Source organism: Streptomyces sp. NBC_01707 (assembly GCF_041438805.1).
In the GTDB taxonomy this organism is placed as follows: Bacteria; Actinomycetota; Actinomycetes; order Streptomycetales; family Streptomycetaceae; genus Streptomyces.
Genome location: NZ_CP109190.1, coordinates 1,441,337 through 1,464,035 on the forward strand (window position 1 = coordinate 1,441,337; position 22,699 = coordinate 1,464,035).

The following is a 22,699-nucleotide window of genomic DNA, read 5'->3' on the forward strand; positions in this document are numbered from 1 at the left end:
CAGGCGCGGGCGCCCACCCGGCCGGGCCGGCTGCGGCGGTCAGGTGCGTGCGCCGGCCTTGCGACGCCGGGTCACGAGGACGATGCCCGCGCCCGCCAGTACCACGATGCCCGCACCGATCGTCATCGGGATCGTGCCGTTCGCGCCGGTCACGGCCAGCCCACCGTCGGCCGGGGGCGGGCTGACGGACGCGGACGGGGTGGCGCCGGGCGGCTGCGAGTCGGTCGGCGACGGGGAGTCCGAAGGTGTCATTGTGCCCGGGGCCGGCGAAGGCTCGGACGGTGTCCCGCTCGGCGCCGACGCCGGGGTGGCGGGCGGCAGGCAGCCGTTGAACGGGTAGTGGTGTGCCTCCGCACCGCCCGTGCCGTGCAACGACGCGACGAGCAGCGAGCCGTTGATCGGTGCACCGGAACCGAGCTCGAAGTGCGCCTGCGGGGCCAACACGGTCCCGGGCCAGGCTGCGTTGCTGTGCTTGGTGATCGTCTTTGCATCCGGGAAGTTCCACAGCAGCTTGGCGCGCACGGCGCCGTCGCCCGCACTCTGCGACTTGTCGTCCAGGATGAACTTTCCGTCACCGGCGGCAAGGAAGAAGCCGGTGGTGCCTGCCTTCGCCATGTCGTAGGTGTCTCCGGTGACGTTGACGACGGTGGTCGCGCCGCTCGGCACCCGGATGTACACCTCCTTGGCCTTCATCAGTTCGGCGGCCGGGACAGTGAAGACGTTGCGGTCGCTGTGGCTGCCGGTGAGTGTCAGGGCAGTGTTGCCTCCGTCGATCTTCGGGGTGACATTCGCGCCCGCGGTCATCGGCTCGGCCGCCAGACCCGTGGACAGTGCGCGAAGCTTCGCGAACTCGCTTTCGAAGTCGATGAAATGGGCATTCTTGCTCAGCGAGCCACTCTTCAACTCGATGGTGTGCCCGCCGTTGATGTCGCCGCCCACGACGGCGTTCCCCTGCTCCACCACGGTGAAGGAGGAACCTGTCTCGGTGGTGCCGCGCACCACGAGCGCTGCGCGGCCGGGCAGAGCCGCCAGCTCGGCATCGGTCAGTTCGTGGCCGATGCTGAAGCCGCCGGTGAAGTCGGCGTTGCCGCCGACCGCGACAGCGCCTTCGGCGTCGGGGGTGTGGGTGTCGTCTCCCAGGACGAACTCGCCGTATTGGGCGGCGATTCCGAAGGCACCGGTGGAGCAGGTGCCGGCCGTGTCACGGGGCGCTGCCTGGGCGACCGGGGGCATGGCCAGGCCCAGAACGAGGGATCCGCCGAGCGTGAGGACAGCGGCGGACGTGGATATGCGCATGGGTTCGGGTTCTCCCGCAGAAGTGTCACATGGGGGGTGGGATCGGCCGTCATCGTTTCGACCAACAGGGTCAATGGTCAAGACCAATGGCCGGTTTGGCAGCTGACGTCGTATTAATTCTCTGTCCACGCCCTGGGGTTGAGACCCTGCACTCAGTCGTCGATCGGACCGCTCGGCGCCACCGCCCCTTCGGCGGCGTGACGGCCATACACGACGCCTGATGCAATCAGTCAGAGGTCCTGGCCGACATCACCACACGGCGGCAGCGTTGTCACCGCTACCGCGCAGAAGGCTGGACGCCGTTCGGCACGGAACCCGGCCAGCCAGTCGATCCGGCAGGAGTCTGCAGCCCTGGGCGTGCTCCTGCAAGCCACTCACAGGGTGAAAACAGACCAGTAATGGTGACTGCGCCCCACGCGCGGACGGGGCACCCCTGCCTAGCGTGATCGCATGCCAATGCAGCCCTGGTTCTCCGATGCCAAGTTGGGCATCTTCATCCACTACGGGATCTACGCCGTCGACGGCGTCCCCGAGTCCTGGTCGTTCTACACCGGCAAGGTCCCGCACGAGCAGTACATGAAGCAGCTCGACCGCTTCACCGCCTCGAAGTACGACCCGAAGGCGTGGGCGGAGCTGTTCGCGCGCGTGGGCGCCAAGTACGCGGTGCTGACCGCACGCCACCACGACGGCGTCGCCCTCTGGGACACCGAGCAGGGCGACCTGAATGTCGTGCGGCACACGCCCGCCGGCCGCGACCTCCTTGCCGGGTACGCCGACGCGCTGCGCGAGCAGGGCCTAAAGGTCGGCCTGTACTACTCGCACTCGGACTGGAACCACCCCGACTACGCGAGCACGGTCCACACCGACCCACCGAACGAGGAGGTGGCCGGCAACCGTTACGCCTCGGCCGCGCCCGGCACGGAGGACCCCGAGGCCTGGGCACGCTTCCTGGCCTACCGCAATGCCCAGGTCGCCGAGCTCGTCGAGCACTTCCGCCCCGACCTGCTGTGGTTCGACGGCGAGTGGGAGCGCAGCGAGGAACAGTGGAAGATGCGGGAGCTCTCCGAGGAGATCCTCGCGGGCAACCCGGACACCGTTCTCAATGCGCGGATGCTCAGTTACGGGGACTATGCCACGCCCGAGCAGGGCGTGCCGCTCCAGACCCCGGACGGGCCGTGGGAACTGTGTCTGACCGTCAACGACTCCTGGGGTTACCAGCACCAGGACAACAACCACAAGTCGGTGCGCCAGCTGGTCCGCTATTTTGCCGAGACCATCGGAATGGGCGGCAATCTGCTCCTTGATGTCGGCCCGAAGGAGGACGGCACGATTCCGGCCGAGCAGGTCGAGCGCCTCGAAGGACTCGGCGGCTGGATCGCCAAGCACTGCGGCGCCGTGTACGGCACGGTGGCCGGGCTCCCAGCAGGGCATCACTACGGTCCGAGCACCCTGTCCGCGGACCGCCGCACCCTCTACCTGATCTGCTTCGACGCACCGCGCGAGACCATCGCCATCCGTGGTCTGCGGACCCCGGTCAAGCGCGTGAGCGTGGTCGGTTCTGGCGCCGAGCTCGGCCACCGGGTCATCGGCGGCCTGGGCGAGGTACCCGGAGTTCAATGGATCGACGCCCCCACGGGCGCAGATGTGGACGAGTACGCCACCGTGCTGGCCGTGGAGCTCGACGGCGAGCTCGACCTGTACCAGGGCACCGGCCGCGACTGATGTCAGCCGCCGGCGCGGATCGCGCGCGGCGACGCGCCCAGTTCGCGCCGGCACGCCTTGTTGAAGGCCTGCAGATCGCCGATGCCCACCGAGGCCGCCACGGCGGGGATGGACAGCGTCGACTCGCGGAGCAGATGCCGGGCCTGCTCCATCCTGCGCCGCCGGATGTACGCGACGACGGTGCCACCGGTCTCCGCCCGGAACAACCGGATGAGGTGGTTGTGCGAAACCCCGGCGGCCTCCGCCACTTCGGGCACGGACAACGGACCTGCCAGGTGGGCCTCGACATGGGCGACGGCCGCCGCGACCGGGCTGTGCGCCCGCTCGGCGCCCTCTCCGCGGGGCGCCGCGAGCTCGGCGACCCGCCACAGGGCGGCCCACACCTCGGCGGAGGCCCGGGCCTGGCTGCGCGGAGCCACCGCGACAGCCTGTTGCAGCAGACCGGACAGCATCGGCGCCTCCGCACCGGCGTTCTGCATGAGGGGGACGGTCAACTGCTCCCCGGACTGCGGAAGTTCCAGGTGCGCATAGAGGTGCTCGGACCGCCCGCGGTAGCGGTACTGCACCAACGCACCCGGCGGCGCCAGGCTCACGTGCCCGGGACGGATCGCGTGCACCACACCGTCGACGGTGAGCTCACCCGCGTACCGGTACAGATGCAGTTGCCACAGATCCGGAAGCCTGAATACGTCCCGAAGGCTCCCGGTCCCGTGCACGCCGACGCCAACGCTCGCCACACGGGGCGGTTCGTCCAGGCACACCTGTACGAGGGAGCCGGTCATCGCATCGGGGCGCACGATGAAAACCTACCAGCGAGGGAGCGGCACTGTGCCGGGCTAGGCGTCGCAAACAGCGGGCGGCGTCCCGCCCCGCGGTCGTCCGGCCCACGCGCGAGGCCACCGGAAACCGGGCGGCGGGCAGAGCGTCCGGAAACTACTCGGCCACCACGCGCAGCATGGTGGCATCGGCGGCTGCCGCCCCCAGCACCCGGCCCGACGGCGATGCCACCACCAGCGCGAGGAAGGCCACCGTCTGCGCGGTGATCACCTCGCCGGGCAGCACGATCGGCACGCCCGGCGGACAAGCCGTCACTGCGGAGGCCGACAGCCGTCCCACGGCCTCGGCTGCGGTAACCGTCCTGCTCTTTGCGAAGTAGGCTTCGCGGACGGTCAGTTGTGAGGGTCCGGGCATGGGCGGGGACACCTGGAGCGCCGCATGAGCCGCAGGCCGTGGCGACGGCAGTGCGTGAACGGCATCGATGAACCGCTCCGTGCAGGACACGGATCCCGCGGCGACCGACGCAACGATCACCGATCCGGTGACGGCCTCGACCCGGATGCGGTGACCGTCGGCCAGCCTGTTGCGGGCGTCGTACGCACAGATGCCGCCGACCCCGGTGTCGACCGCGATACGGAGCGGATCGGCGGCAGCGATCTCCGGGAAGCGTCCGAAACCCTCGCCGACGAGCGCGAACCGCCCCTGTCCACGTATCGCGTACCGGATCCGTTCCGCCGAAGCTATGGCAGCCTGTACCCGGTCGCGCGGCGGCGGCAGCACGGTACGGACCCGCTCCGGATCCCCGCTGCCTGCCATGGACCGCACGAAGTCGAACGCCTTGTCCACCGAGGACTCCAGCCGCTCCGCCTGCGGACCGTGCCCCAGGCGCAGCAGGACCGGTCCCGAGGCGTCCTCCCCGAGCGGGGCGTGACCGGCGACGATCAGGTCCGCCCCCTGCGCGAGCGCACCGGGCGGAAGGTCGGGGTGGACTCCGCACAGAGGCTCCCGCCACGTCTCGTCGACCATCAGTGGAACGCCGGCCGAGTGCGCCGTCTCGGCGAGTGCAGGGATGTCCGCCACCGCCCCGCACCGGCTGGGTGACACGACGTGCACGGCGGCCACCTGGTCATGCGCTGCCAGCATCTGCGCCAGGTCGACGGCCCGCACCACATGCGCGACGCCATGCTCCGGGTCGACAGTCGGCCGCAGAAATACTGCGTCGAGCCCGGACAGTACGAGGCCTTCGGTCACCGCGGCAGGGGCGTCACGCTGCACCACCAAGGTGCGCCCGAGTGCGGGAGCCGCGAGCGCGGCCATGAGGTGACCGAGCGGGGCACCGACGGCCAGGAACCAGGTCCTGCGCGCCACCTGGGCAGAAGGGTGTTGCATCAATATCGAGGTCTCCATCAGTGTGGGTCACCGGGCGAGAGGGGCGACGCCGCGCGGGGAGGTTGATCTCCCCCGGTCCGGGCGGAGCCGTAGCCGTCCGGCAGCCGTGTGCAGGGTCGACGGACGCCTCGCGTACGGGCAACGCATCCATCGTCGCCCGGCGCACGCCGGTCCCGGGCCCGCCTTTCGTCGGGTTCACCCCTCACCTTCGACGGGGGTGGGTCGGGGTCAGACGTCCTCTGCGGAGAATCCTGCCCGGTAGGCGATGCGGGCGGCCGCCACCCGGTTCGTGACCCCGAGCCGCGCGAGCAGCTGCGTCACATGCCCCTTCACCGTGCCCTCGGTCATGCCGAGTTCGGTGGCGATGTTCGCGTTGGACAGGCCGAGGGCGAGCAGGCGGAGCACCTCGACCTGGCGTTCGGTCAGGGCAGCGACGAGCTCGGTGTACCGGGAGTCGGCGGGTGCCTGGACTTCGCCGGTGGTCAGGTCGATGACCTGACCGGTGACCTCGGGGGCGAAGACGGCGTGTCCCTCGGCGAGGCCGCGTAGGGCGCTCAACAGCTCGGCAGGCGGCGTGTCCTTGATCAGGAAACCGGACGCGCCCGCCTTCAGGGCCTGTTCCACGTACTCCTCGAGGCCGAACGTCGTGAGAATCAGCACGGCGGGCGGTGTGGGCAGCTCCCGCAGCTGCCGAGTGGCGGCGATGCCGTCGGTCCCCGGCATCCGTACATCCATGACCACGACATCCGGCAGCAGCCGCCGCGCCTGGTCGACCGCCGACCGGCCGTCCCATGCCTCGGCCACCACCCTGGCGTCCGGGCTCGAGTCGATGATTGTGCGGAGCCCTTGCCGCGCCGCCGGGTCGTCGTCCGCGAGCAGAACCGTGATCATGTCGTATGCCTCACGCATCCATCGTCGCCCGACGCGGCGCCCCGGGCCTGTGGACGGCCCGAACGGGTGAACGGGCCAGCTCGTCGCCGAGCCGGACGGTCCACCGCCGATCTACGGTGACGGCATGCGCGCGCAGGAAAGGTCCCATTGGTCGCCGCGTCGCGTGGATGCGCTGGTCACCGTCGCGGTCATTGCCCTGGGCGTCGTCGATTCCTGGGTCAAGCCGTCCAGTGGGCTGCTCACAGGGCTGCCGACGCCCGTGATCGCGGCTGCATCGGGCGCCGTGGGCGCCACGCTGTGGTGGCGCAGGAGCCGCCCCGACCTGGTGGCCGCCGTGGTGATCGTCGCGTATGTCATGACGTTCACGCCGGCCGCACTGGCGGTTGCCATGTACACAATCGGCACAGTGCATCGCCGACCGCGGATCCTCGCCGCGTACACCGTGGCAGGCTTCATCGCGGGCATCGCCGGACTGCGCGGCGGGCTGCCGGACGCCGGGGTGCGCGAGGCCGCGTACTCACTGGCACTGATCCTGGGCCCGCTGGCTGTCGGGTACGTGGTCGCGGTACGGCGTGATCTGACGGCCGCCACACAGGCGCGCGTGGCCGACCTGGAGCGCGAGCATCTCGTCCTCGACGAGCGGGCGAGGGCGGAGGAGCGCGCGGCCATCGCCCGCGAGATGCATGACGTGGTGGGCCATCGGGTCAGCAACATGGTGCTGGCAGCGGGCGCGCTGCAGGTGGGCCCCGCGGCCGGGCATCCGGATGTGGTCCGTACCGCCGAGCTCATCAGGTCCGACGGCCGCCAGGCACTGGAGGAGCTGCGCGAGATTCTCGGTGTGCTGTCCGTGGGTCCGGTCCACTGGGCCCCCACCACACCGCAGCCGGACGTCGCCCAGCTGCCCGGGATCGTGGCCCATGCCACCGAACGCGGCCAATCGGTTCAGCTTCAGGTCAACGGCCACCCCGAGACCCTGTCGGCGCCGGTGCAGCGCGCCGTGCACCGGATCGTCCAGGAGTCCCTGACCAATGCCGCAAAGCACGCTCCGGGAGCTCAAGTACGCATCTACGTGGACTGCCGGAGCGACGGGGTACATGTCAGCGTCGGCAACGGCGCGGGATCCGGTCGCCCGTCTGCGGACCTGCCGAGCGGCGGGCACGGGCTCGTCGGCCTGGCCGAGCGCGTCGAGCTCCTTGACGGGACACTCACAGCGGGACCGCACGGCGACGGATTCCTCGTGTCAGCCTTCATTCCCCATCGACAAGGAGTGTCATGACCATCCGTGTCCTGCTCGCCGATGACAACGAGATCACGCGCCGCGGGCTGACCTGGATCATGGACTCCAGTCCCGACATCGAAGTGTGCGGCGAAGCCGTCGACGGCGAGGAGGCGGTGGCCCGGGCCGGGGATCTCCAGCCGGACGTGGTCCTTCTCGACGTCCGCATGCCGAGGCTCGACGGAATCGAGTCCATCGGACGCCTTCTGAACCTCCCGCACCCACCGCGGATCCTCATGCTCACAACATTCCACGAGGACGAGTCGGTACGGGTCGCACTCCGGGCCGGAGCGGCCGGCTTCCTGCTCAAGGACACACCACCCGACGAACTGCTGCGTGCCATCCGCGACGTGCACGGCGGTCACGCCGCGCTCGCCCCACCGGTGGCCCGTCGCCTGGTGGACGGCCTGGCCGACCGCGCCTCGCGGACCGACCCCGAAGAGGAGAGCAGAATCGCCGCGCTCAGCCCACGTGAGCACGAGGTGCTCCGGCTGCTCGCACGCGGCCTGACCAATACCGACATCGCCTCCGCGCTCGGCATGACCGAGGGCACGGTCAAGGGCCACGTCAGCAGCATCCTCGCGAAGCTGGGTGCGGACAGCCGCGTGAAGGCCGCGCGGATCGCCTACCGCGCGGGGCTCGACGACCAGGCGTGACCGCGATGCCCATCCACAACAGGAAACACAGGGATGAGGAACCTCATGATCCCCACCTCGCAACTGGCCGAACCCGCCGTCCGCGCGCTCGTGGAGGCGGTCAACGCGCACGACCGGGACGCTTTCCGGGCAGCTCTCGCCCCCGCCGCGACGATGTCCGACGACGGGTCCGAGCGGGACCTGGACGAGTGGACCGAGCGGGAGATCTTCTCCTCCAACGGCCATATGGACATCGAGTCCCAGGCGGACGACGGCCTGTCCCTGGTCGCCCGGTACCGAAACGACACCTGGGGCACCATGCGCACCACGTGGGCCTTCACGGTCGAGGACGGCAAGGTCAGCCGGTTCGACACCGGTCAGGCCTGACCGCGCTGGCTGGTGGACCGGACCGGCCGCGCAGGCCGCTCGGTCCATTCACTGTCCGGGGACTCGGGGCTCCCTTGTCCCCGACCGCTCCACACGCCACGGGCTCCGCATGTCCGAGCGGAACCCATGGCGGTGGAACCCATCGCACCCGGGTCGTACATCTACCCGTCGAACCAGATGCTTCGGGCTACGGTCACTGGACGATCACCGCCCAGCGGGTGTCGCTGACGCCGGTGCGGATGTGCAGCAGCGCCGTTCCGGCCGTCTGGGTCGACGCGATCGCCATGGGCAGTGACGTCGACCAGCTCGCACCCGGTGCGAGCGAGGGCACGTTCCAGTACTGCCAGCTGCCGGAGAAGCCCGGGGCGTCGGCGAAGCTCTGCATCTGGGTGGCGGCGGTGGTGGACGTGGAGGTATTGGTGATGGTGACCGGGACGGTGGTGGTGGTCCCGCGGGTCACGGTGCAGTTGCCGCTCGGCAGAGAGGCCGTGGCCTTCAGCGGACCGCTGCTGCTGGTGCCGGTGATGACTCCCATCTCGTACGAATGCTGCGAAATCCATGGGCAGGCATTGGCGTTGTCGGCGCCGGGCTCCCAGATGACAACGCCCTCCGTCTTGGCCTTCACCTGCGCGAACATGTGCGCCCAGGTATTGCCGGCCACATAGGTCTCGGAGGGGAACGCCGTCGGGCTGACGTACGGGTAGATCGGGTGGCTCGGCGCCATGGCCCGGTCACGGGCGATGGCGCTGTCGAGCGTGCTGTCCCAACTGGCCAGTGTCTGACCGTCGTTGAAGTATGCGCGCGGTGCGAAGCAGTTGAGCAGGTTGTCCGTGTGCAGCTGCTTGATCAGGTCCTGATTGCGGGTCTGCCAGTCGTAGCCGTAGTGACAGACAGGCGCTTGTGGGGCGGCATTGTGGGTCCAGGTCAGCAGTTGTCGCCACAGGTTGTACGCGTTGGTGGCCGTCTGGCCCGTCGCCACCTGGGTCAGCTCGATCGACTCGAAGTCGAGCACGACCGGAGCAGTGGCCGCGCCGCCGAACTGGCTCGCGCCCATGTACTCCTTGACCTTGGCTTCGTACGTGGCCTGGGTCGGCAGCGCGCCGCCGTTGGAATAGCAGCCGTTGGTGTCGCAGGTGAAGGCGAATACGTCGTACACGACCGTGGAGCGGGTCGAGCCGTACTGCTCGAGGGTCGGGCGGTTGGTGCCGCGTTCGTTGACGAAGACGGTGTAGCTCGCGGCGGCCGACGCGGGGGTGCTGAGAGCGGGAAGCGCGCCCACGAGCAGTGTTGCGGCAAGGACCGCGACTGTGCGGATGAGCTTCGCAATGCGTGGTACGCGAAGCCGGGATCGGACTCTGCGACTCTGCAACTGTCCTCCTTGGTCGAGGGGGGAACACCGGCCCGCCGCCGACGGCGGGCCGGTGGAACGTGGAGGGAAACGAGCCCCTGTGTGTCAGTGCGCCTCGAACCGTCCGAGGCGCAGCGAGACCGTGCCGGTGGCGTCGTCGTCGACGCGCACGGCCGGCCGGTAGTAGTCGCCGCCGCCGTAGCCGTAGTCCGGGTAGTTCCAGTGCGTGTCGATGCAGACCGAGCGCGAGGCGGCCGGTTCGGGGAGCACGTGGAAGGCGTCGACGAGTGGGAGGATGTTGGAGGACGAGGGGTTTCTCTCGCCGGTGATGATCAGACGGATCGTGTGGCGCCCGGCCGCGAGTCCCGTCTTGCGGTAGATGATCTGCTGGTACTGCTTCACGGGGGCGTACTGGTCGACCGTGGTGTCGAGAAGCACGCTGGGGTGGTTGCGGTCCCGCTCCACCATCTCGGCGAGCTGACCGAGCCAGTCGGCCTTGGCTGCCGGGTCGTCGAGGGAGTCGTCGGGGCCCTGCTGGTTGACCCAGCAGACCGCGGTCTCCTCCTCCATGTACATGCCGTACCGGTCGGCTGCGTCGAGCAGGGCCTCGGTGGGCGGGTAGTGCGAGGTGCGGATCGGATTGATGTTCGCGGCTTTGAAGAGCCGTACTGTCCGGCGGACCCGGTCGCCGCCGAGGCGGTCGTCGCCGCACCCAGAACCCCGGCCGCGAGGGCCGCGCTGCCGATGAGGAATGTACGCCGACGAGGCACACCAGATCTTGATCGATCGGATGAAATTCAGGAATAGACACACTACTCCCCTGGATTCATGGAAATACAGTGGTTCCTGTGCCAAGTGATCCGATCATTCCGCACTCAACATCCTTTACGGAAAACCTAGTTCCGCGGGAGCCGCCGATGGTCAGGTATCAGCGGCTCCCGCGGAGTCCCCATCAGCCCCCGGCCGGGCTGTGACCCTTGAGATCGGCGAGGTCGTAGGTGGTGTCACCGAGTGTCAGCGCATCGCCAGATGTGGTGGCCGTGGGCGGGGTGCCCTTGCCGACGGCCAGGACAATCTTGAAGTCGGCGTCCACGCCGTTGCGGGTGACCCTGAACGCACCCTTGTCCAAGGAGAGTTCGGCGCCCTCGGGAGCCAGGACCCAGCCCTTGAGATACCCCTCCCCCTTCTTGAAGAGGAAGGTCTTCGCACCCGACTCGGTCTCACCGAAGGTGATCGTCGTGCCGGACTCGGGAGCCAACTGCCAGTCGTAGCGGTGTGAGTCGGAATCCGCGAACTCGTCGTGGACGGCAATGACGGAATCCGCCCCGCCGACCGAGCGCAGATCGACCGCCAGGTCGCGGTGGGCCTTGGCCAGTTCGTAGTTGAGGTGGCCGTCGAGGGAGACGTAACCGCCGCCCTGACCGGCGTAGGCACGGGACTCCAAGGTCTCGCCCTTGCCCGCGATGCTGTCCGTGCTGCGCTTCTCGGGGAAGCCGTCGACAAGCGGCTTGGAGAACAGCTCCCGCTTGGCGTAGTCCTTGGCGGGCTGCCGGGCCCAGGTCACGTCCTGGCCGACCAGCGACAGGGCGAAAGTGTCGAATCCGCCCCAGCCGATGTGGTTGTCGTTGCGGTTCTGGGCACCGACCAGCACATCGTCCTTGTCCTGGTAGCGGCTGCGGAAGAGGTACGAGCCGCCGTGGTCGTCGAGGAGCGCCGCGCGCACCGCCGCCGGTCCCTCGTCAGGGTCCTGCGGAGTGACACCGTACGGGTAGTTGAGCAGGCCGTAGACACCACCACCGCCGCCGACGGTCCTCTCGTACTGCCACAGCCATGCCGCCCGCTGGTCGGCGGGCACCTGGGTGAAGATCAGGCCAGGAATGGGCACCCCGCCATTGGCGGTGCCGACGCCCCACTGCAGCCGAGCGTTGTCGGGCTGCGCGGAGGCACTGTGCAGCACCAGGTTTGCGAAGGCGGGCCGCTGCCACTTCGCCTTGAGCGCCCCGAGCCCGGCGTCGACGGAGCCGACGACAGCGGGTGCTCCGACGCCGAGTCCGTAGCTGAAGTAGTCGGTTCCCTCCTGATCCCAGCCGGCGTCGGAGTACGCGGTGTCCAGGTGCCGGCCGAGGGCGTCGACCAGCTGCGGGATCCGGTACTCCTGGAGGTCGAACGGGCCGTCGCCGCGCACCGCGAGCCGCAGCGACAGCTCGGCGCCGCGCACTACCGCGGTCCAGTTGCTCTGCTTGGTCGGCAGGTCGAAGTTCGGGTGGTACGAGACCTCCAGGTAGGCGGCGACGCGCTGCAGTACCTTCTGCGCCTCGGCGCGCTGCTCGGGTGTCCAGCCCGGATAGGCCCAGTCATAGGCGGTGGCCAGGGGCCCTGCGGCATTGGCGGTCTCCAGGGCCGCGGCCCCGGCGTATGCGGTGCCGTTGATGAACGGCATGGTCCGGCCGGACTCGATGAGCGCGTCATAGGCGGTCTGCGCGTAGGCCGGGTCCTGACTGACCTGGTAGAGGAGTGCGGCGTCCATGGCCCAGGACGCCTGAGACGCGCCCTGCCCGTAGTTGTAGCCCGGCAGGCCCTTGGCGACCCGGTTGGCGATGCTGTCGTACGTCGACTTGGGGGTACCGTCCTGCTGGATCGCGGCGCGGATCGCTGCGAGTTTGTCGTCGGTGACGCCCATCCGCGGGTGCTGCAGGCTCGCCAGGCTGGCGGTGGCGAGGACCTTGCCACCCTGTCCGACGACTGCGAAGCCGGTGGCGCCGCGGCGCTCCCCGTCCCGCAGCGTGACCCCGCCGGTGGTGTCGTGGCCGCCGTGCGTGCAGACTCTGCGGGCCTTGTGCAGCTTGCCGTCGGCGACCTCGGGGCCGCCTGCGTACAGCGTCACCGGGCCCTTGGTGCCGGCCTTGAGCCGCCAAGCGAGGCGGGCGCCCTCGCCGTCCTCGGTCGCCGTCAGCACATTCGTCTGCTGCTCGTCCAGGTAGGCCGAGGGCGTGGTGACGGTCTCGGGGTCGGTGGTGGCCAGCTTCGTGCCGTCCGCAGCAAGGGCGACGACCTTGTAGGTGTAGCGCACGCCGGGGCGGGCCGAACCGTCTTCTGCGGTCCACGCGTCGGGGACCTCCCGGATCAGGGTCTTCGCACCCGGCGTGAAGTCCGCGCGGGTCGAGCGGTGCACCTGGTACGAGGCCGGGGTGTCCTCGATTGCGGCGAAGTGCCAGGTGAGCTGGACGGCGCCGGTGGGCTGGACATTGGCTCCCACGGCGTTGCCCTCGATGTGCTCGACCTTGACGTTGTCGATGAGCATGCGGCCGGTGGTCTGCTCGAGGGCGAGGAGCAGGTTGACAGCCTTGGCGCCGGGCCGGGCGAGGACGACGGCGTTGGCCTTGCGCCACCCTGTGTTTCCGGTTATCCGGCCGACGATGGCGTCATGGCCGAAGTTACGGGCCCACAGGTCGCCGCCGTAGCCGGACAGGCCGACGGCACGCTCGTCGAATGTGATCCGGTACGCCTGGAACGTGGTGTTGTCGGCGATGGGGATGTCCTGGCCGACCGCCGCCTTGTCGCCCGGGTCACCGAGGTCGAGGGCGAGAGCCCGGCTGCCGTCGGGGCCCGCCCCGTCCACGATCGTGGCGTGACCACTGGCCCGGTTCTCACTCTGCGGCCAACCGACGATACTGCCGTCTGCGGCGACCTGCTCGAAATCGCCGTTGGTGATGAGTTCGGCGGCGTACGAGGGTGCGGGCACGACCACAGCGAGGGTGCCCGCCAGGGCCGCGCCCACTATGGCGATCCGGGTCAGGCGCGGCGAGGTGGATCTGGACACGAGCTTTCCTCCGGTGGGAAGTCGAAACCACGGCACGGGTGGATCACACGTGCCGAGGGTGGAGTGGCCCCGCCACGACGGCGGGCCCACGTCTTGGGGGTTCGGGCTGGGGTCTTTCGTTCGGATCAGGCCGGATCAGGGAGCGGCCCGCCGCGGAGCGGCTGATGTCACCGTGGTGCGTGCAGCTGCAAGGCGGAGGAACGAGCCCACGCGGAGCGTCGGCGACTGACGACAACGCGGCAGATGCGCGTGCCAGACCCCGCGAGCCCAGAGTGATCCAAACGAGAGGCCCTAGACGTCGCTGCTGGTCGTGCCCATCTTCAGACCGTTGATCCAGTTGACCTGGTCGGTGTCGGTGACATTGGAGTCGTACGTGCCCCAGCGGGGCTTGTTGCCGAGGTCGTCCCAGGTCCGCACGTTCTTCTGATCGACGATCAGACTGCCGTCCAGATACACCTGGAACGAACCGGTGGTGGCCGACTGCGCGTTGATGCCCAGCTTGATCTTGTGCCAGGCGCCGGGCGTCCAGGCACCGCTGCCGACGCCGATCCACTCCTCGCCCGGCGCGACGTACCAGACGCGGAGCTGGTTCCCGAGGACCATCATGATCAGCGGGTAGTTCTGCTGGTGCTGCTCTCCGGTGCCGTTGGACTTCCACTGGAAGACCGTGCCCATGTCGCCGGTGAGGGTCTCGGACTCCCAGCCGAACCAGTACGTGTTGCCGCCGGTGAACTGGTACTCCGAACCCCCTACTCGTACGCTGTGTCCTTCGCAGCGCACCTGGCCGGCCTTGTTGACGAAGCCGAAGATGTCTCCGCGACCGTCATTCCAGTCGGTGGTGTAGAGGTAGTTCGGGGAGTCGCAGAGGACATCGGCGAAGACACCGGATCCATTGGACGCGTCACCGTCCCAGATGACCGATGCATGGGCGGGCGTCGCCGTGAGCATCATCGCGGTGGCGCCTGCGGCGAGTGGGGACAGGACTGCGCGCAGGGCGCGGGGGATGAATCGGACCGTGCGGCTTTGCAAGAGTCCTCCTCCTGGAGTGGGGGGAATACTGCTGACGTGGGGGGATGCTCTCTACTGCCAGACGCGGATGTAGTCGACGTACATGTTGGAGCGATAGTCGAGGAGGGCGTCGTAGATGCTGCCGTCCGCCCACTCGGCGGCCTCGTGGGAGATCACCGGGAACATCGGCACCTGGCTGATGAGGTTCGCATCGTTGACGGTGCGGACGACCGCTCCGTCGTAACGGAAGATCATCTGCGTTGGCTTCCACTCGACGGCGTACGTGTGACAACCGCAGTGCAGCCCGGGGGCGTTGATGTTCGCGGAGGATGCCTTGTGGTCGGCGCCGTAGCCGTGCCCATGAACTCGTCGCTGAAGACGAGCGTGCCGTGCGAAGATCCGCCGCTGGGGCGGACACCCGCGGGGGTATTGGGGTCGACGAAGCCGGCATCGGGCGCGGCGTCCGCGGGCGGCGTGGACAGCAGTGTGATGGCCGGCAGCCCTGCGGCGACGGCAGCGGTGAACGTCACACGGGTGCGCACTCAGACCTCCTTGTATGAGTGACATGGGTGTTACTGCTCCGGTCCGGTTTGCGGGGAGCGGGCAGTCGGACCGCCGTCTGCGGCAAAGCACCCGCCTTCGTCCACCGGGGCTGGTGTCTGTGGGGGTCAGGCGAGGGTGACCGCGATCTTGTGGGTGGCTCCGGTCTTGGCACTGCTGTCGATGCGGAGTTGCAGCGAGGATCCGCTGGCCAGCACGGTCACGGACGGGTCCTTGGACACCACGGCGGAGACCGGCCGGTTCCAGGTGATGTCGAGGCTGGTCACAGTCTTGGTGGGATTGGAGACACAGAGCGTGCCGGTGGTACCCGATTCCCGAGTCATGACGCTGGCCGCGCCGCTGGAGGTCAGCTTGTCGATCGTGCCGGCGCCGTAGAAGTTCACAGCGGTATAGCCGAGCGAGGGCACCCTGATGCCCTGCTGGTTGGCCGAGTTGGCCAGGATTGTGAGCCAGTTGGTGTCGGCGGCCCGCGCGGAGGCGGCGGCGGTGTCGGCGCCGGGCATGAGGATGTAGGAGTAACTTCCGCCGCTGGGGTTGGTGCCGTGGTCGAACCACAGGGTGAGGTAGCGGCGGGTCAGTGGGGTGGTGGAGCCGCCGTTGTTGATATCGCTCCACGCGCCGGTGCGCTCGGCACGCAGCGCCTTGACCGTAGCGCCGCCGGGGAAGACGTAGCTGCCCATGCCGGCGAGGGTGGCCCACTTGGCGCCGGTCAGCGTTGCGGACCAGCCCAGCGTGGACGGTTGCGCAGTGCCGTCCACGGTGAAGGTGTGAGTGCCGGATGCACCGAGGTTGCGGTTCTCCACGATGGACTCGACCCCGGTGCCGTCCGCGCAGCCGATCCCGGCGCCCAGGCAGACGATCGAATCGTCGAGCAGGAACCAGGACTTGCGTCCGGCGAGGGTGGACTGCAGTCCGCGAATGTCCATGCCGATGGCCGAGTACGTGCCGTCGGTGGCACCGCCCGCCCAACTGGAGGTCGGCGCCGGCCCGCCGAAGTCACCACCCGCACCGTCGGCCAGGGCCTTCTTGGAGACGGTGGTACCGGGCATCCGGTACGGGTCGGCGGTGGGCCAGAACGCGTCGGAGAACTGCCCCAGCGTGCTGTCCTTCCACCAGTAGAGCATTCCGGAGCTGGTGTGCCAGCCGCGCTTGTTCTCCTGGTTGCCGAACTCGTAGAACGCGGTCCGCGCCGAGCACATCGACAGTGTGGCGGCCCAGGCGGGACGGCGGTGCGTGGCGCGGTCCATGGCCGCGAAGAGCCGGTGCCCGCTCGGTTCCGCCACCGCAGCCACCGCGGCGTCATCGCGCACCGACCTCAACCGGGAGAGCGAGGCTACGTCGAGGGAGAGGTTGTTCTCCAGGGTGAGGAAGTAGTCGCGCTGCAGCCAGCCCTTGACCAGGCCCTTCCAGCGGGACTGCTCGGCGGAGCTCGCGCCCATCCCCAGCATGAGGATCGCGGCCATGGCGCCCTGGCCACGCGAGTGGTCGCTGCTTGCGAAGCCGTTGGTGCTGGAGGCGGACAGGCCCCGGCTGATCGCCCGGCCCATCACGTTGTCCATGAAGACGCCGTTGTACAGGAACGGAGCAAAGGAATCCTCGACCGCGTCCAGCATCAGCTGCTTGTTGCCGTCGGTGACGTCCCAGGTGGAGCTCTTGAGCAGGGCGAATATCCAGGCCAGACCGCTGACCAGCACCGCGCCGTAGGAGCCGGTGTAAGGGATCCTGGTGTGCTGGATGAACGAGCCGTCGGTGTAGAACCCGTCGCCGGAGGTGACGTACGGGAAGACCGGGGAGAGCCCGTTCCGGCCCGAGACGATCTTCGCGGAGGTCTTGCCGACCACGCCACGCAGGGCGAAGACCCGGCAGAAGTCGACCCGGTTGGCACCGGTGCTGTGCCCCGAGTACGACGTCAGCTCGGACTCGGGCAGGAAGTGGTCGATTGCCGCACAGTAGTCGGCGATCTGCGCGGCCGACAGTTTGTCGTACATCAGCACGCAGACGTCGAGCAGCGCCTGTGGGGAGCCGATCTCCGCGTTCCACCACCAGTTGCTGGAGGGCAGGGTGAAGGAGGCGTTGTAGACATTGGTGTGCACATGCTCCAGGCCGGCGACGACGTCGGAGGCGAGCGAGGCGTCGCCGGTCAGCCCGGTGCCGGGCAGGGACCAGGCCAGCGCCATGGTCTTGAGCCGGTTGAAGCTGCCCGTGACCGGGTCCCCGCCCACCGAGGAGTACGGCTGGTCGGGCCACAGTGAGGTGCTTGACGGCGCCATGGACGAGCGGTACGTGGTGGCCTGCGTGCCCAATGTGGCCAGGCGGGAGGCGAAGAGCGGATCCGAGGCGTCGACCCCGGTGCCGAGGAGCAGGTCCCGCCATCTCAGGCGCAGGGTGTCGTACTCGTCGGCGGCAAAGGCGGGAGAAGCCGGGACGAGGGTGAGCGCCAGGGCAGCACCTACTGTGGCGCCGAGGAAACCGCGGCGGGACCAGGACGTCATTGTCATGTGGGCCTCCGAAGGGGTTGGGGGCGGGCAGTGGTGGTGCGCCACGGCGTTTCGGTCCGTGGTACACCGCCACTTGTGTCAAAGCAGTTGGCGCTACTGCCAGACGCGGATGTAGTCGACGTACATGTTGGATCGGTAGTCCAGAGGGGCGTCGTAGATGGAGCCGGCGGCCCACTCGGCGGATTCGCTCGAGATCACCGGGAACATGGGGACCTGGCTGATGAGTTTCGGGTCGGTGATGTCCCGCACGATGGCGCTGTCGTACCGGTAGATGATCCGGTCCGAGCGCCATTCGACGGTGTAGGTGTGGTAACCGCTGTGCAGCCCGGGGGCGTTGACCGACACGGATGAGACCTTGTGGTCGGCTCCGTAGCCGTCGTAGTGGATGGTGTTGCCGTAGCTGTCCGACGCGGAGGTGCTTTCGATGACGTCGTACTCGCCGCCGTCGCGGGCCGTGCCGTCCACGCCGTTGACACCGCCGGGGGGCATCATCCACAGGGCGCCGAAGAGATCGTTGTCGGGCGGCATCTGCGCCCGCCACTCGACGGTGCCGTAGGTGAACTCGAACTTTCCCCGCCCCTCTATCTCACCCGTGGCGTACTCGGTGTCGCTGAGCTTCGACAGCGAGATCCACAGGTTGCCGCCGTTGACGGAATTGGGGTTGGGGTTGGGGTTGACCTTGACGTTCGACGGCTTCCACCAGCTGTCGAAGTACTCGCCGTCCCTGCGCTTCGAATCCACCGAAGACCACTTGGAGCTGTCGAGCGAGGTGCCGTAGAACTCATCGCTGAAGACGAGTGTTGCGTGGGAGCTGCCGCCGTTGGGCCGGACGCCGACCGGGGTGTTGGGATCGACGAAACCGACCGCCTGCGCAGGGGTGGCGCCCGGGACGGCGAGCGTCGCCGCGAGAAGACCTGCCGCGGCCGCCAACGTGCGTATGCGCAGGGTGCTGAGGGCTGCGTGCTGGACGGATCGGACCTTGCGTCGTTGCATTGTCTCCTCCTTGCGTTGCGGGAAAGCGAGTCCGTAGAGGCAACGGGCCTGCCATATGTCGGCGTCCAGATTCCGGCCGACCACTCTGGTGGGCCGGCACCTCGCCCTCGGCGGCTCAGCGGAGGACGACGATGAGCGTGGCGGTGGGGGGTCGTGCCCGTTCGAAAACGTCACGGACAGCCCTCTGCGGGACCTGAGTGAGCGGGTTAGGTGAGGCCCTCCCCGATCGGGGGAGGCGGGTCGAGGGAGGGCCCCACCTGGTCTGCGGGGTCAGGCCTTTTGGGCGGCGGCGTGCTCCTTCGCGTACTCCTCGGCGGCCTTGTCTCCGCCCTTGGCCTTCCAGTCCTTGACCATGGCGTCCCAGGCCGAGAGCGGCTTGCGGCCCATGACGATCGCCTTGATCGTGTCTTCCTTGAGCAGCATCAGCTCGTTGAGCTTGGCGTTCCAGGTCTTGGACAGCAGCCCCACCGACGGGTCGGCGATGCCGACCTCGGCGATCTCGGACTGGAAGGCATGACGACGCTTCACGAGGTCGGCCCCGTCAGGGACAGAGGCGGGCAGGAAGACCACCTGCTGGGGGCAGGCCAGGAAGCCGACGCCCAGGGTGTCCTTGTTGTCGCCGTCGAGGAAGAGCTGGTTCGCCACCGGGCTGCCGTCAGCAGCACGCTTGTCGAAATGGGTTCCTTCGACACCGTAGTTGATCAGCTCGTACTCCTTGGTGCCGAACGGTGCGGCCAGATAGTCGAGGACCCGCAGCAGCAGCTTGATGCGGTCCTTGGGAGCCTTCTTCAGGACGGTCTGGTAGTCGGCGCCGGGCGAGAACCAGTGACCGGGCTGTGCGCCGTTGGACGGCTTGAACGGGCGGGCGGTCTCCAAGGTGAAGCCATCCTTGATGGCCACGGCGTTGCCGAAGAAGTCGGCGTTGGCCCTGGACACCGTCGCGGTGATACCGGTCTGGAAGTCGATGCCGAGTGCGGCGTCGTGGGAGAGCGGGTCGGCGCGGAAGACACCGGCCTTCTGCCACTTGGCCAGCTGCTCGATGCCCGCCGTGAACTCGTCCGTCTCGAGGGAGCTGGTGAACTGGCCGTTCTTGACCGCCCACTGGTTCGGCGCACCGAAGGCGGGCACGATGGAGTTGAAGCCGAAGGCGCCGAGGCCGGCCACACCCATGGCCCACTTCTTGCGGCCGGAGATCTGCTGCATACCCTTGGTGAAGTCGTCGACCGCGATTCCGCCGATCTCAGGGACCCAGATCCCAGCCTCCTTGAGGCGTTCCATGTTGGCGGACAGCGAGTGGCCGATGCGGGAGCGCTCGATCGGAAGCTTGTAGAGTCTGCCGCCGATTCGGCCGGCGGCCTTCCAGGCGTAGGTGGGGATGGCGGCCAGGTTCGGGTACTCCTTGATGGCGTCCCCGGAGACGAACTCGGTCAGGTCCTGGCACTTGGCGGCGATCAGCTCGGTCGGGTTGGGCAGGTTGGCCGACACCGCGATGATGTCCGGCAACTCACCACCGGCGACGAGCGTGGCGAACTTCTGATTGCTCTCCATGGCGGGCACAACGACCAGGTCGAGGTCGACACCGAGCTCCTTGTTCAGCGCCTGCCACAGCTTGTGCTTCTCCTTCGCCTTCGGCGGCGCACCCCACGTGATCGTCCACACCGTCACCTTGGAGCCGTCGCCCGGCTTCTCGGCGACCGACTGCTTCAGCTCCTTCGGATACGAGAGGAAGCCCGGCTGTACACCCTTGTCGGTCGGGGCCAGGTCCGGCTTCGGCGCATCGGGCTGAGGCGTGTAGGTCGGCCACGGTGCGAGGTTCTTGCCCTCGTTACCAAGAGCACTGCCGCCGCTGGAGCTGGAACAGGCGGACAGCGAGACGCCGGTGGCGGCGAGTGCAGTGCCGATACCAATCGTGCGCAGGACAGATCTGCGGGAGATAGAGGACATGACGAACCGATCCTTCATGAGGAGCCCCGAACAGGGGCGGGGTGGGTCAGCGGTGAGGGGGAGCGAGAGTCAGTCAGCTCTTGATGGCGCCGGTGAGGACGCCCTTGGTGAAGTAGCGCTGGATGAAGGGGTAGACGCACAGGATCGGCACGGTGGCGAGCACCACGACCGCCATGTTCACGGTCTGCGGGGCGAACTGGATCTGCTCGCTGACGCCACCGCCGACCGAGATGAGGCTGTTCTGGCTCTGCACGACGTAGGTGCGCATCCAGGTCTGCAGGGGCCACATCGTGGCTTGGTCGGTGTAGAGAATCGCGCGGAAGAAGTCGTTCCAGTAACCGACCGCGTAGAACAGGCCGACCACCGCGACGACCGCCTTGGACAGCGGCAGGACGATCGTGACCAGGGTGCGCAGCTCACCCGCGCCGTCGATCTTGGCCGATTCGAAGAGCTCGGCCGGGATGCCCTGGAAGAAACCGCGCATCACGACCAGGTTGAACGCGCTGATCAGTACCGGCAGGAACAGTGCCCAGTAGGTGTTGCGCAGCCCCATGCCGTTGACCACGAGGAAGCTGGGGATCATGCCGGCAGGGAAGAGGAAGGTGAACAGGATCATCAACATCACCGGCTTGCCGCCGACGACATTCGGCCGGGCCAGGGCGTAGGCCAGCATGACTGTGCACGTCAAGCTGAAGGCCGTACCCACCACGGTGATGCCGCCCGAAACCAGCATCGCCCGGGTGATCTGGCCGCCGGAGAAGATCAAGTCGTACGCATGCGTGGTCCACTGGTCCGGCCAGAGCGCATAGCCGCCGTTCGCGATCACCTGCTTGTCCGGGGCAAAGCTGGTGGCGATCACGACCCAGAACGGGACGATCACGACCAGCACGGTGACGACCAGGGCCAGGCCCTTGACCCCCTGGGTGACCGGCTTCGGCTTCTCCATCCAGGCCGGGCGCTCGGCGTGCTCCGAAACAGCAGCGCTCATCAGCGGTACACCCCCTGCTCGCCCATACGGTGAGCGATCTTGTTCGCGGCGAAGACGAGACAGGCGCCGATGACGCCCTTGAACAGGGCGGCGGCGGCCGCCACGCCCCAGTTCTGGTCGCGGATGCCGTGGTAGAAGACATAGGTGTCGATCACTTCGGACACGTCGGGGCCGAAGGCGTCGCGTTGCAGCAGGATCTGCTCGAAGCCGACCGAGAGAATGTCACCGAGGCGCAGGATCAACAGCAGAAAGATCACCGCACGCAGCCCCGGGAGCGTCACGTGCCAGAACCGGCGCCACGGGCCCGCCCCGTCCAGAGCCGCAGCCTCGTACAGCCCCCCGTCGACCTGGGCCAGCGCGGCGAGGAAGATGATGGTGCCCCAGCCGCACTCCTTCCAGATCAGCTCCAGCACCATCAGGGGCTTGAACAGGTCCGGATTGCCGATCACGTCGACCAAGTGACCGTCGGATCCGCCCAGCGCACCGTTCAGGACGCCGTCCGCTCCCAGCACCTGCTGGAAGAGAGCGACCACGATCACCCACGAGATGAAGTGCGGCAGATACACCACACTCTGGACGAACTTGCGCACCCGCCCCTGGATCAGACTGTGCAGCAGCAGAGCCAGCGCCAGCGGAACGGGGAAGTAGAACACCAGCTGCGCCAAGGAGATGACCACCGTGTTCGACGCCGCATGCCAGAACGCCGGCTCACCGAACAGCGCCTGGAAGTTGGCGAAACCCACCCACGGGCTGTCCTTCACCCCCAGGAACGGCATGTAGTCCTTGAACGCGATCACGTTCCCGAACAGCGCCAGATACTGGAAGACCAGGAAGAAGAGAACACCCGGCGCCATCAGCAGCAGTAGCGTGCGGTCCCTGCGTATCCGGGACCAGAGGCCAACGGTGTGCCGGCTCTCCTTCCCGGGCCGGCCGGGGACGACCGGTGGTAGCCGGCGCGCCTCCAGTTCCTTCACTGCGACCGACATGCGGCTCCCCTCTCCATGGCGTCCGGCGTGCTCTGCGCCCGATTCGAGGCACACGTCGGCCCAAGGGGCATGGCGCGTGAGGGATGCGGGAGCAGAGGAGCGGCTCGCCGCGCGCTCCGAATTTCGCCGACGTTCCGGCGATGTTCCGAATACTGGCGAGCGTTCCGATCGCAGTCAAGA

Annotated in this window: 18 protein-coding genes; 4 read left to right on the plus strand and 14 right to left on the minus strand. The window is 68.2% G+C overall.

Annotation, left to right across the window (positions count from 1 at the left end; genetic code table 11):
• Positions 1-39: 39 nt before the first annotated feature.
• Positions 40-1,296, minus strand: a complete 1,257-nt coding sequence (locus OG963_RS06705) for a choice-of-anchor A family protein (RefSeq protein ID WP_093770439.1) — start codon at positions 1,294-1,296, stop codon at positions 40-42.
• Positions 1,297-1,746: 450 nt separating this feature from the next.
• Between OG963_RS06705 and OG963_RS06710 the strand changes: the two genes are divergently transcribed.
• Positions 1,747-3,018: an alpha-L-fucosidase gene (locus tag OG963_RS06710; RefSeq protein WP_093770437.1), complete on the plus strand. Its 1,272-nt coding sequence runs from the start codon at positions 1,747-1,749 to the stop codon at positions 3,016-3,018.
• 2 nt (positions 3,019-3,020) lie between these two features.
• Here OG963_RS06710 and OG963_RS06715 read toward each other — a convergent pair whose 3' ends face one another.
• The 3 genes from OG963_RS06715 to OG963_RS06725 all read right to left on the minus strand — a co-directional run bounded on the left by OG963_RS06715 (position 3,021) and on the right by OG963_RS06725 (position 6,093).
• On the minus strand, positions 3,021-3,800 hold the full coding sequence (locus OG963_RS06715; protein ID WP_093770435.1) for a helix-turn-helix transcriptional regulator: 780 nt from the start codon (positions 3,798-3,800) through the stop codon (positions 3,021-3,023).
• A 151-nt stretch (positions 3,801-3,951) separates the two neighbouring features.
• Positions 3,952-5,184: an amino acid decarboxylase gene (locus OG963_RS06720; RefSeq protein ID WP_176902030.1), complete on the minus strand. Its 1,233-nt coding sequence runs from the start codon at positions 5,182-5,184 to the stop codon at positions 3,952-3,954.
• A gap of 228 nt (positions 5,185-5,412) precedes the next feature.
• Entirely contained in the window at positions 5,413-6,093 is a 681-nt protein-coding gene (locus OG963_RS06725) for a response regulator transcription factor (RefSeq protein WP_256223287.1), read from the minus strand.
• A 106-nt stretch (positions 6,094-6,199) separates the two neighbouring features.
• On the opposite strand from OG963_RS06725, the gene OG963_RS06730 reads away from it, so the two are divergent.
• Genes OG963_RS06730 through OG963_RS06740 form a run of 3 tightly spaced genes read left to right on the plus strand, consistent with a single transcriptional unit; the run spans position 6,200 to position 8,373 of the window.
• A complete protein-coding gene (locus OG963_RS06730; RefSeq protein WP_093770429.1) occupies positions 6,200-7,351 on the plus strand; it encodes a sensor histidine kinase in 1,152 nt (383 codons plus the stop codon).
• The gene (locus OG963_RS06735) at positions 7,348-8,007 is read left to right on the plus strand and encodes a response regulator transcription factor (protein WP_093770427.1); all 660 of its coding nucleotides are present in this window, start codon (positions 7,348-7,350) and stop codon (positions 8,005-8,007) included. The genes OG963_RS06730 and OG963_RS06735 overlap by 4 nt, the downstream gene beginning before the upstream one ends.
• A 33-nt stretch (positions 8,008-8,040) precedes the next feature.
• On the plus strand, positions 8,041-8,373 hold the full coding sequence (locus tag OG963_RS06740; RefSeq protein ID WP_256223288.1) for a nuclear transport factor 2 family protein: 333 nt from the start codon (positions 8,041-8,043) through the stop codon (positions 8,371-8,373).
• Between the two features lie 193 nt (positions 8,374-8,566).
• On the opposite strand, the gene OG963_RS06745 is transcribed toward OG963_RS06740, so the two are convergent.
• The 10 genes from OG963_RS06745 to OG963_RS06790 form a co-directional block, all read right to left on the minus strand.
• Positions 8,567-9,652, minus strand: coding sequence for a hypothetical protein (locus OG963_RS06745; protein WP_093770425.1), 1,086 nt, complete (start codon positions 9,650-9,652; stop codon positions 8,567-8,569).
• Between the two features lie 174 nt (positions 9,653-9,826).
• Entirely contained in the window at positions 9,827-10,534 is a 708-nt protein-coding gene (locus OG963_RS06750) for a glycoside hydrolase family 2 TIM barrel-domain containing protein (protein WP_371798646.1), read from the minus strand.
• A gap of 139 nt (positions 10,535-10,673) precedes the next feature.
• The gene (locus OG963_RS06755) at positions 10,674-13,541 is read right to left on the minus strand and encodes a hypothetical protein (protein ID WP_371798647.1); all 2,868 of its coding nucleotides are present in this window, start codon (positions 13,539-13,541) and stop codon (positions 10,674-10,676) included.
• Positions 13,542-13,832: 291 nt separating this feature from the next.
• Positions 13,833-14,570, minus strand: coding sequence for a heparin lyase I family protein (locus OG963_RS06760; RefSeq protein WP_093770419.1), 738 nt, complete (start codon positions 14,568-14,570; stop codon positions 13,833-13,835).
• A 51-nt stretch (positions 14,571-14,621) separates the two neighbouring features.
• Positions 14,622-15,116: a family 16 glycosylhydrolase gene (locus tag OG963_RS06765; RefSeq protein WP_093770417.1), complete on the minus strand. Its 495-nt coding sequence runs from the start codon at positions 15,114-15,116 to the stop codon at positions 14,622-14,624.
• A 101-nt stretch (positions 15,117-15,217) separates the two neighbouring features.
• Positions 15,218-17,602: a polysaccharide lyase 8 family protein gene (locus tag OG963_RS06770; protein WP_176902103.1), complete on the minus strand. Its 2,385-nt coding sequence runs from the start codon at positions 17,600-17,602 to the stop codon at positions 15,218-15,220.
• Positions 17,603-17,701: 99 nt separating this feature from the next.
• On the minus strand, positions 17,702-18,601 hold the full coding sequence (locus OG963_RS06775; RefSeq protein ID WP_371798648.1) for a family 16 glycosylhydrolase: 900 nt from the start codon (positions 18,599-18,601) through the stop codon (positions 17,702-17,704).
• 270 nt (positions 18,602-18,871) lie between these two features.
• Positions 18,872-20,545: an extracellular solute-binding protein gene (locus tag OG963_RS06780; RefSeq protein ID WP_176902026.1), complete on the minus strand. Its 1,674-nt coding sequence runs from the start codon at positions 20,543-20,545 to the stop codon at positions 18,872-18,874.
• Positions 20,546-20,618: 73 nt separating this feature from the next.
• The gene (locus OG963_RS06785; protein ID WP_093929117.1) at positions 20,619-21,533 is read right to left on the minus strand and encodes a carbohydrate ABC transporter permease; all 915 of its coding nucleotides are present in this window, start codon (positions 21,531-21,533) and stop codon (positions 20,619-20,621) included.
• On the minus strand, positions 21,533-22,519 hold the full coding sequence (locus OG963_RS06790; RefSeq protein ID WP_093770407.1) for a sugar ABC transporter permease: 987 nt from the start codon (positions 22,517-22,519) through the stop codon (positions 21,533-21,535). Before OG963_RS06790 ends, OG963_RS06785 begins: the two co-directional genes overlap by 1 nt.
• Between the last annotated feature and the right edge of the window lie 180 nt (positions 22,520-22,699).

Excerpts from the sequence above, each read along its gene's own strand:
- OG963_RS06705 (WP_093770439.1), bottom strand. The coding sequence starts at position 1,296 with ATGCGCATATCCACGTCCGCCGCTGTCCTCACGCTCGGCGGATCCCTC.
- OG963_RS06710 (WP_093770437.1), top strand. The coding sequence starts at position 1,747 with ATGCCAATGCAGCCCTGGTTCTCCGATGCCAAGTTGGGCATCTTCATC.
- OG963_RS06715 (WP_093770435.1), bottom strand. The coding sequence starts at position 3,800 with ATGACCGGCTCCCTCGTACAGGTGTGCCTGGACGAACCGCCCCGTGTG.
- OG963_RS06720 (WP_176902030.1), bottom strand. The coding sequence starts at position 5,184 with ATGCAACACCCTTCTGCCCAGGTGGCGCGCAGGACCTGGTTCCTGGCC.
- OG963_RS06725 (WP_256223287.1), bottom strand. The coding sequence starts at position 6,093 with ATGCGTGAGGCATACGACATGATCACGGTTCTGCTCGCGGACGACGAC.
- OG963_RS06730 (WP_093770429.1), top strand. The coding sequence starts at position 6,200 with ATGCGCGCGCAGGAAAGGTCCCATTGGTCGCCGCGTCGCGTGGATGCG.
- OG963_RS06735 (WP_093770427.1), top strand. The coding sequence starts at position 7,348 with ATGACCATCCGTGTCCTGCTCGCCGATGACAACGAGATCACGCGCCGC.
- OG963_RS06740 (WP_256223288.1), top strand. The coding sequence starts at position 8,041 with ATGAGGAACCTCATGATCCCCACCTCGCAACTGGCCGAACCCGCCGTC.
- OG963_RS06765 (WP_093770417.1), bottom strand. The coding sequence starts at position 15,116 with ATGTCACTCATACAAGGAGGTCTGAGTGCGCACCCGTGTGACGTTCAC.
- OG963_RS06770 (WP_176902103.1), bottom strand. The coding sequence starts at position 17,602 with ATGACGTCCTGGTCCCGCCGCGGTTTCCTCGGCGCCACAGTAGGTGCT.
- OG963_RS06775 (WP_371798648.1), bottom strand. The coding sequence starts at position 18,601 with ATGCAACGACGCAAGGTCCGATCCGTCCAGCACGCAGCCCTCAGCACC.
- OG963_RS06780 (WP_176902026.1), bottom strand. The coding sequence starts at position 20,545 with ATGTCCTCTATCTCCCGCAGATCTGTCCTGCGCACGATTGGTATCGGC.
- OG963_RS06785 (WP_093929117.1), bottom strand. The coding sequence starts at position 21,533 with ATGAGCGCTGCTGTTTCGGAGCACGCCGAGCGCCCGGCCTGGATGGAG.
- OG963_RS06790 (WP_093770407.1), bottom strand. The coding sequence starts at position 22,519 with ATGTCGGTCGCAGTGAAGGAACTGGAGGCGCGCCGGCTACCACCGGTC.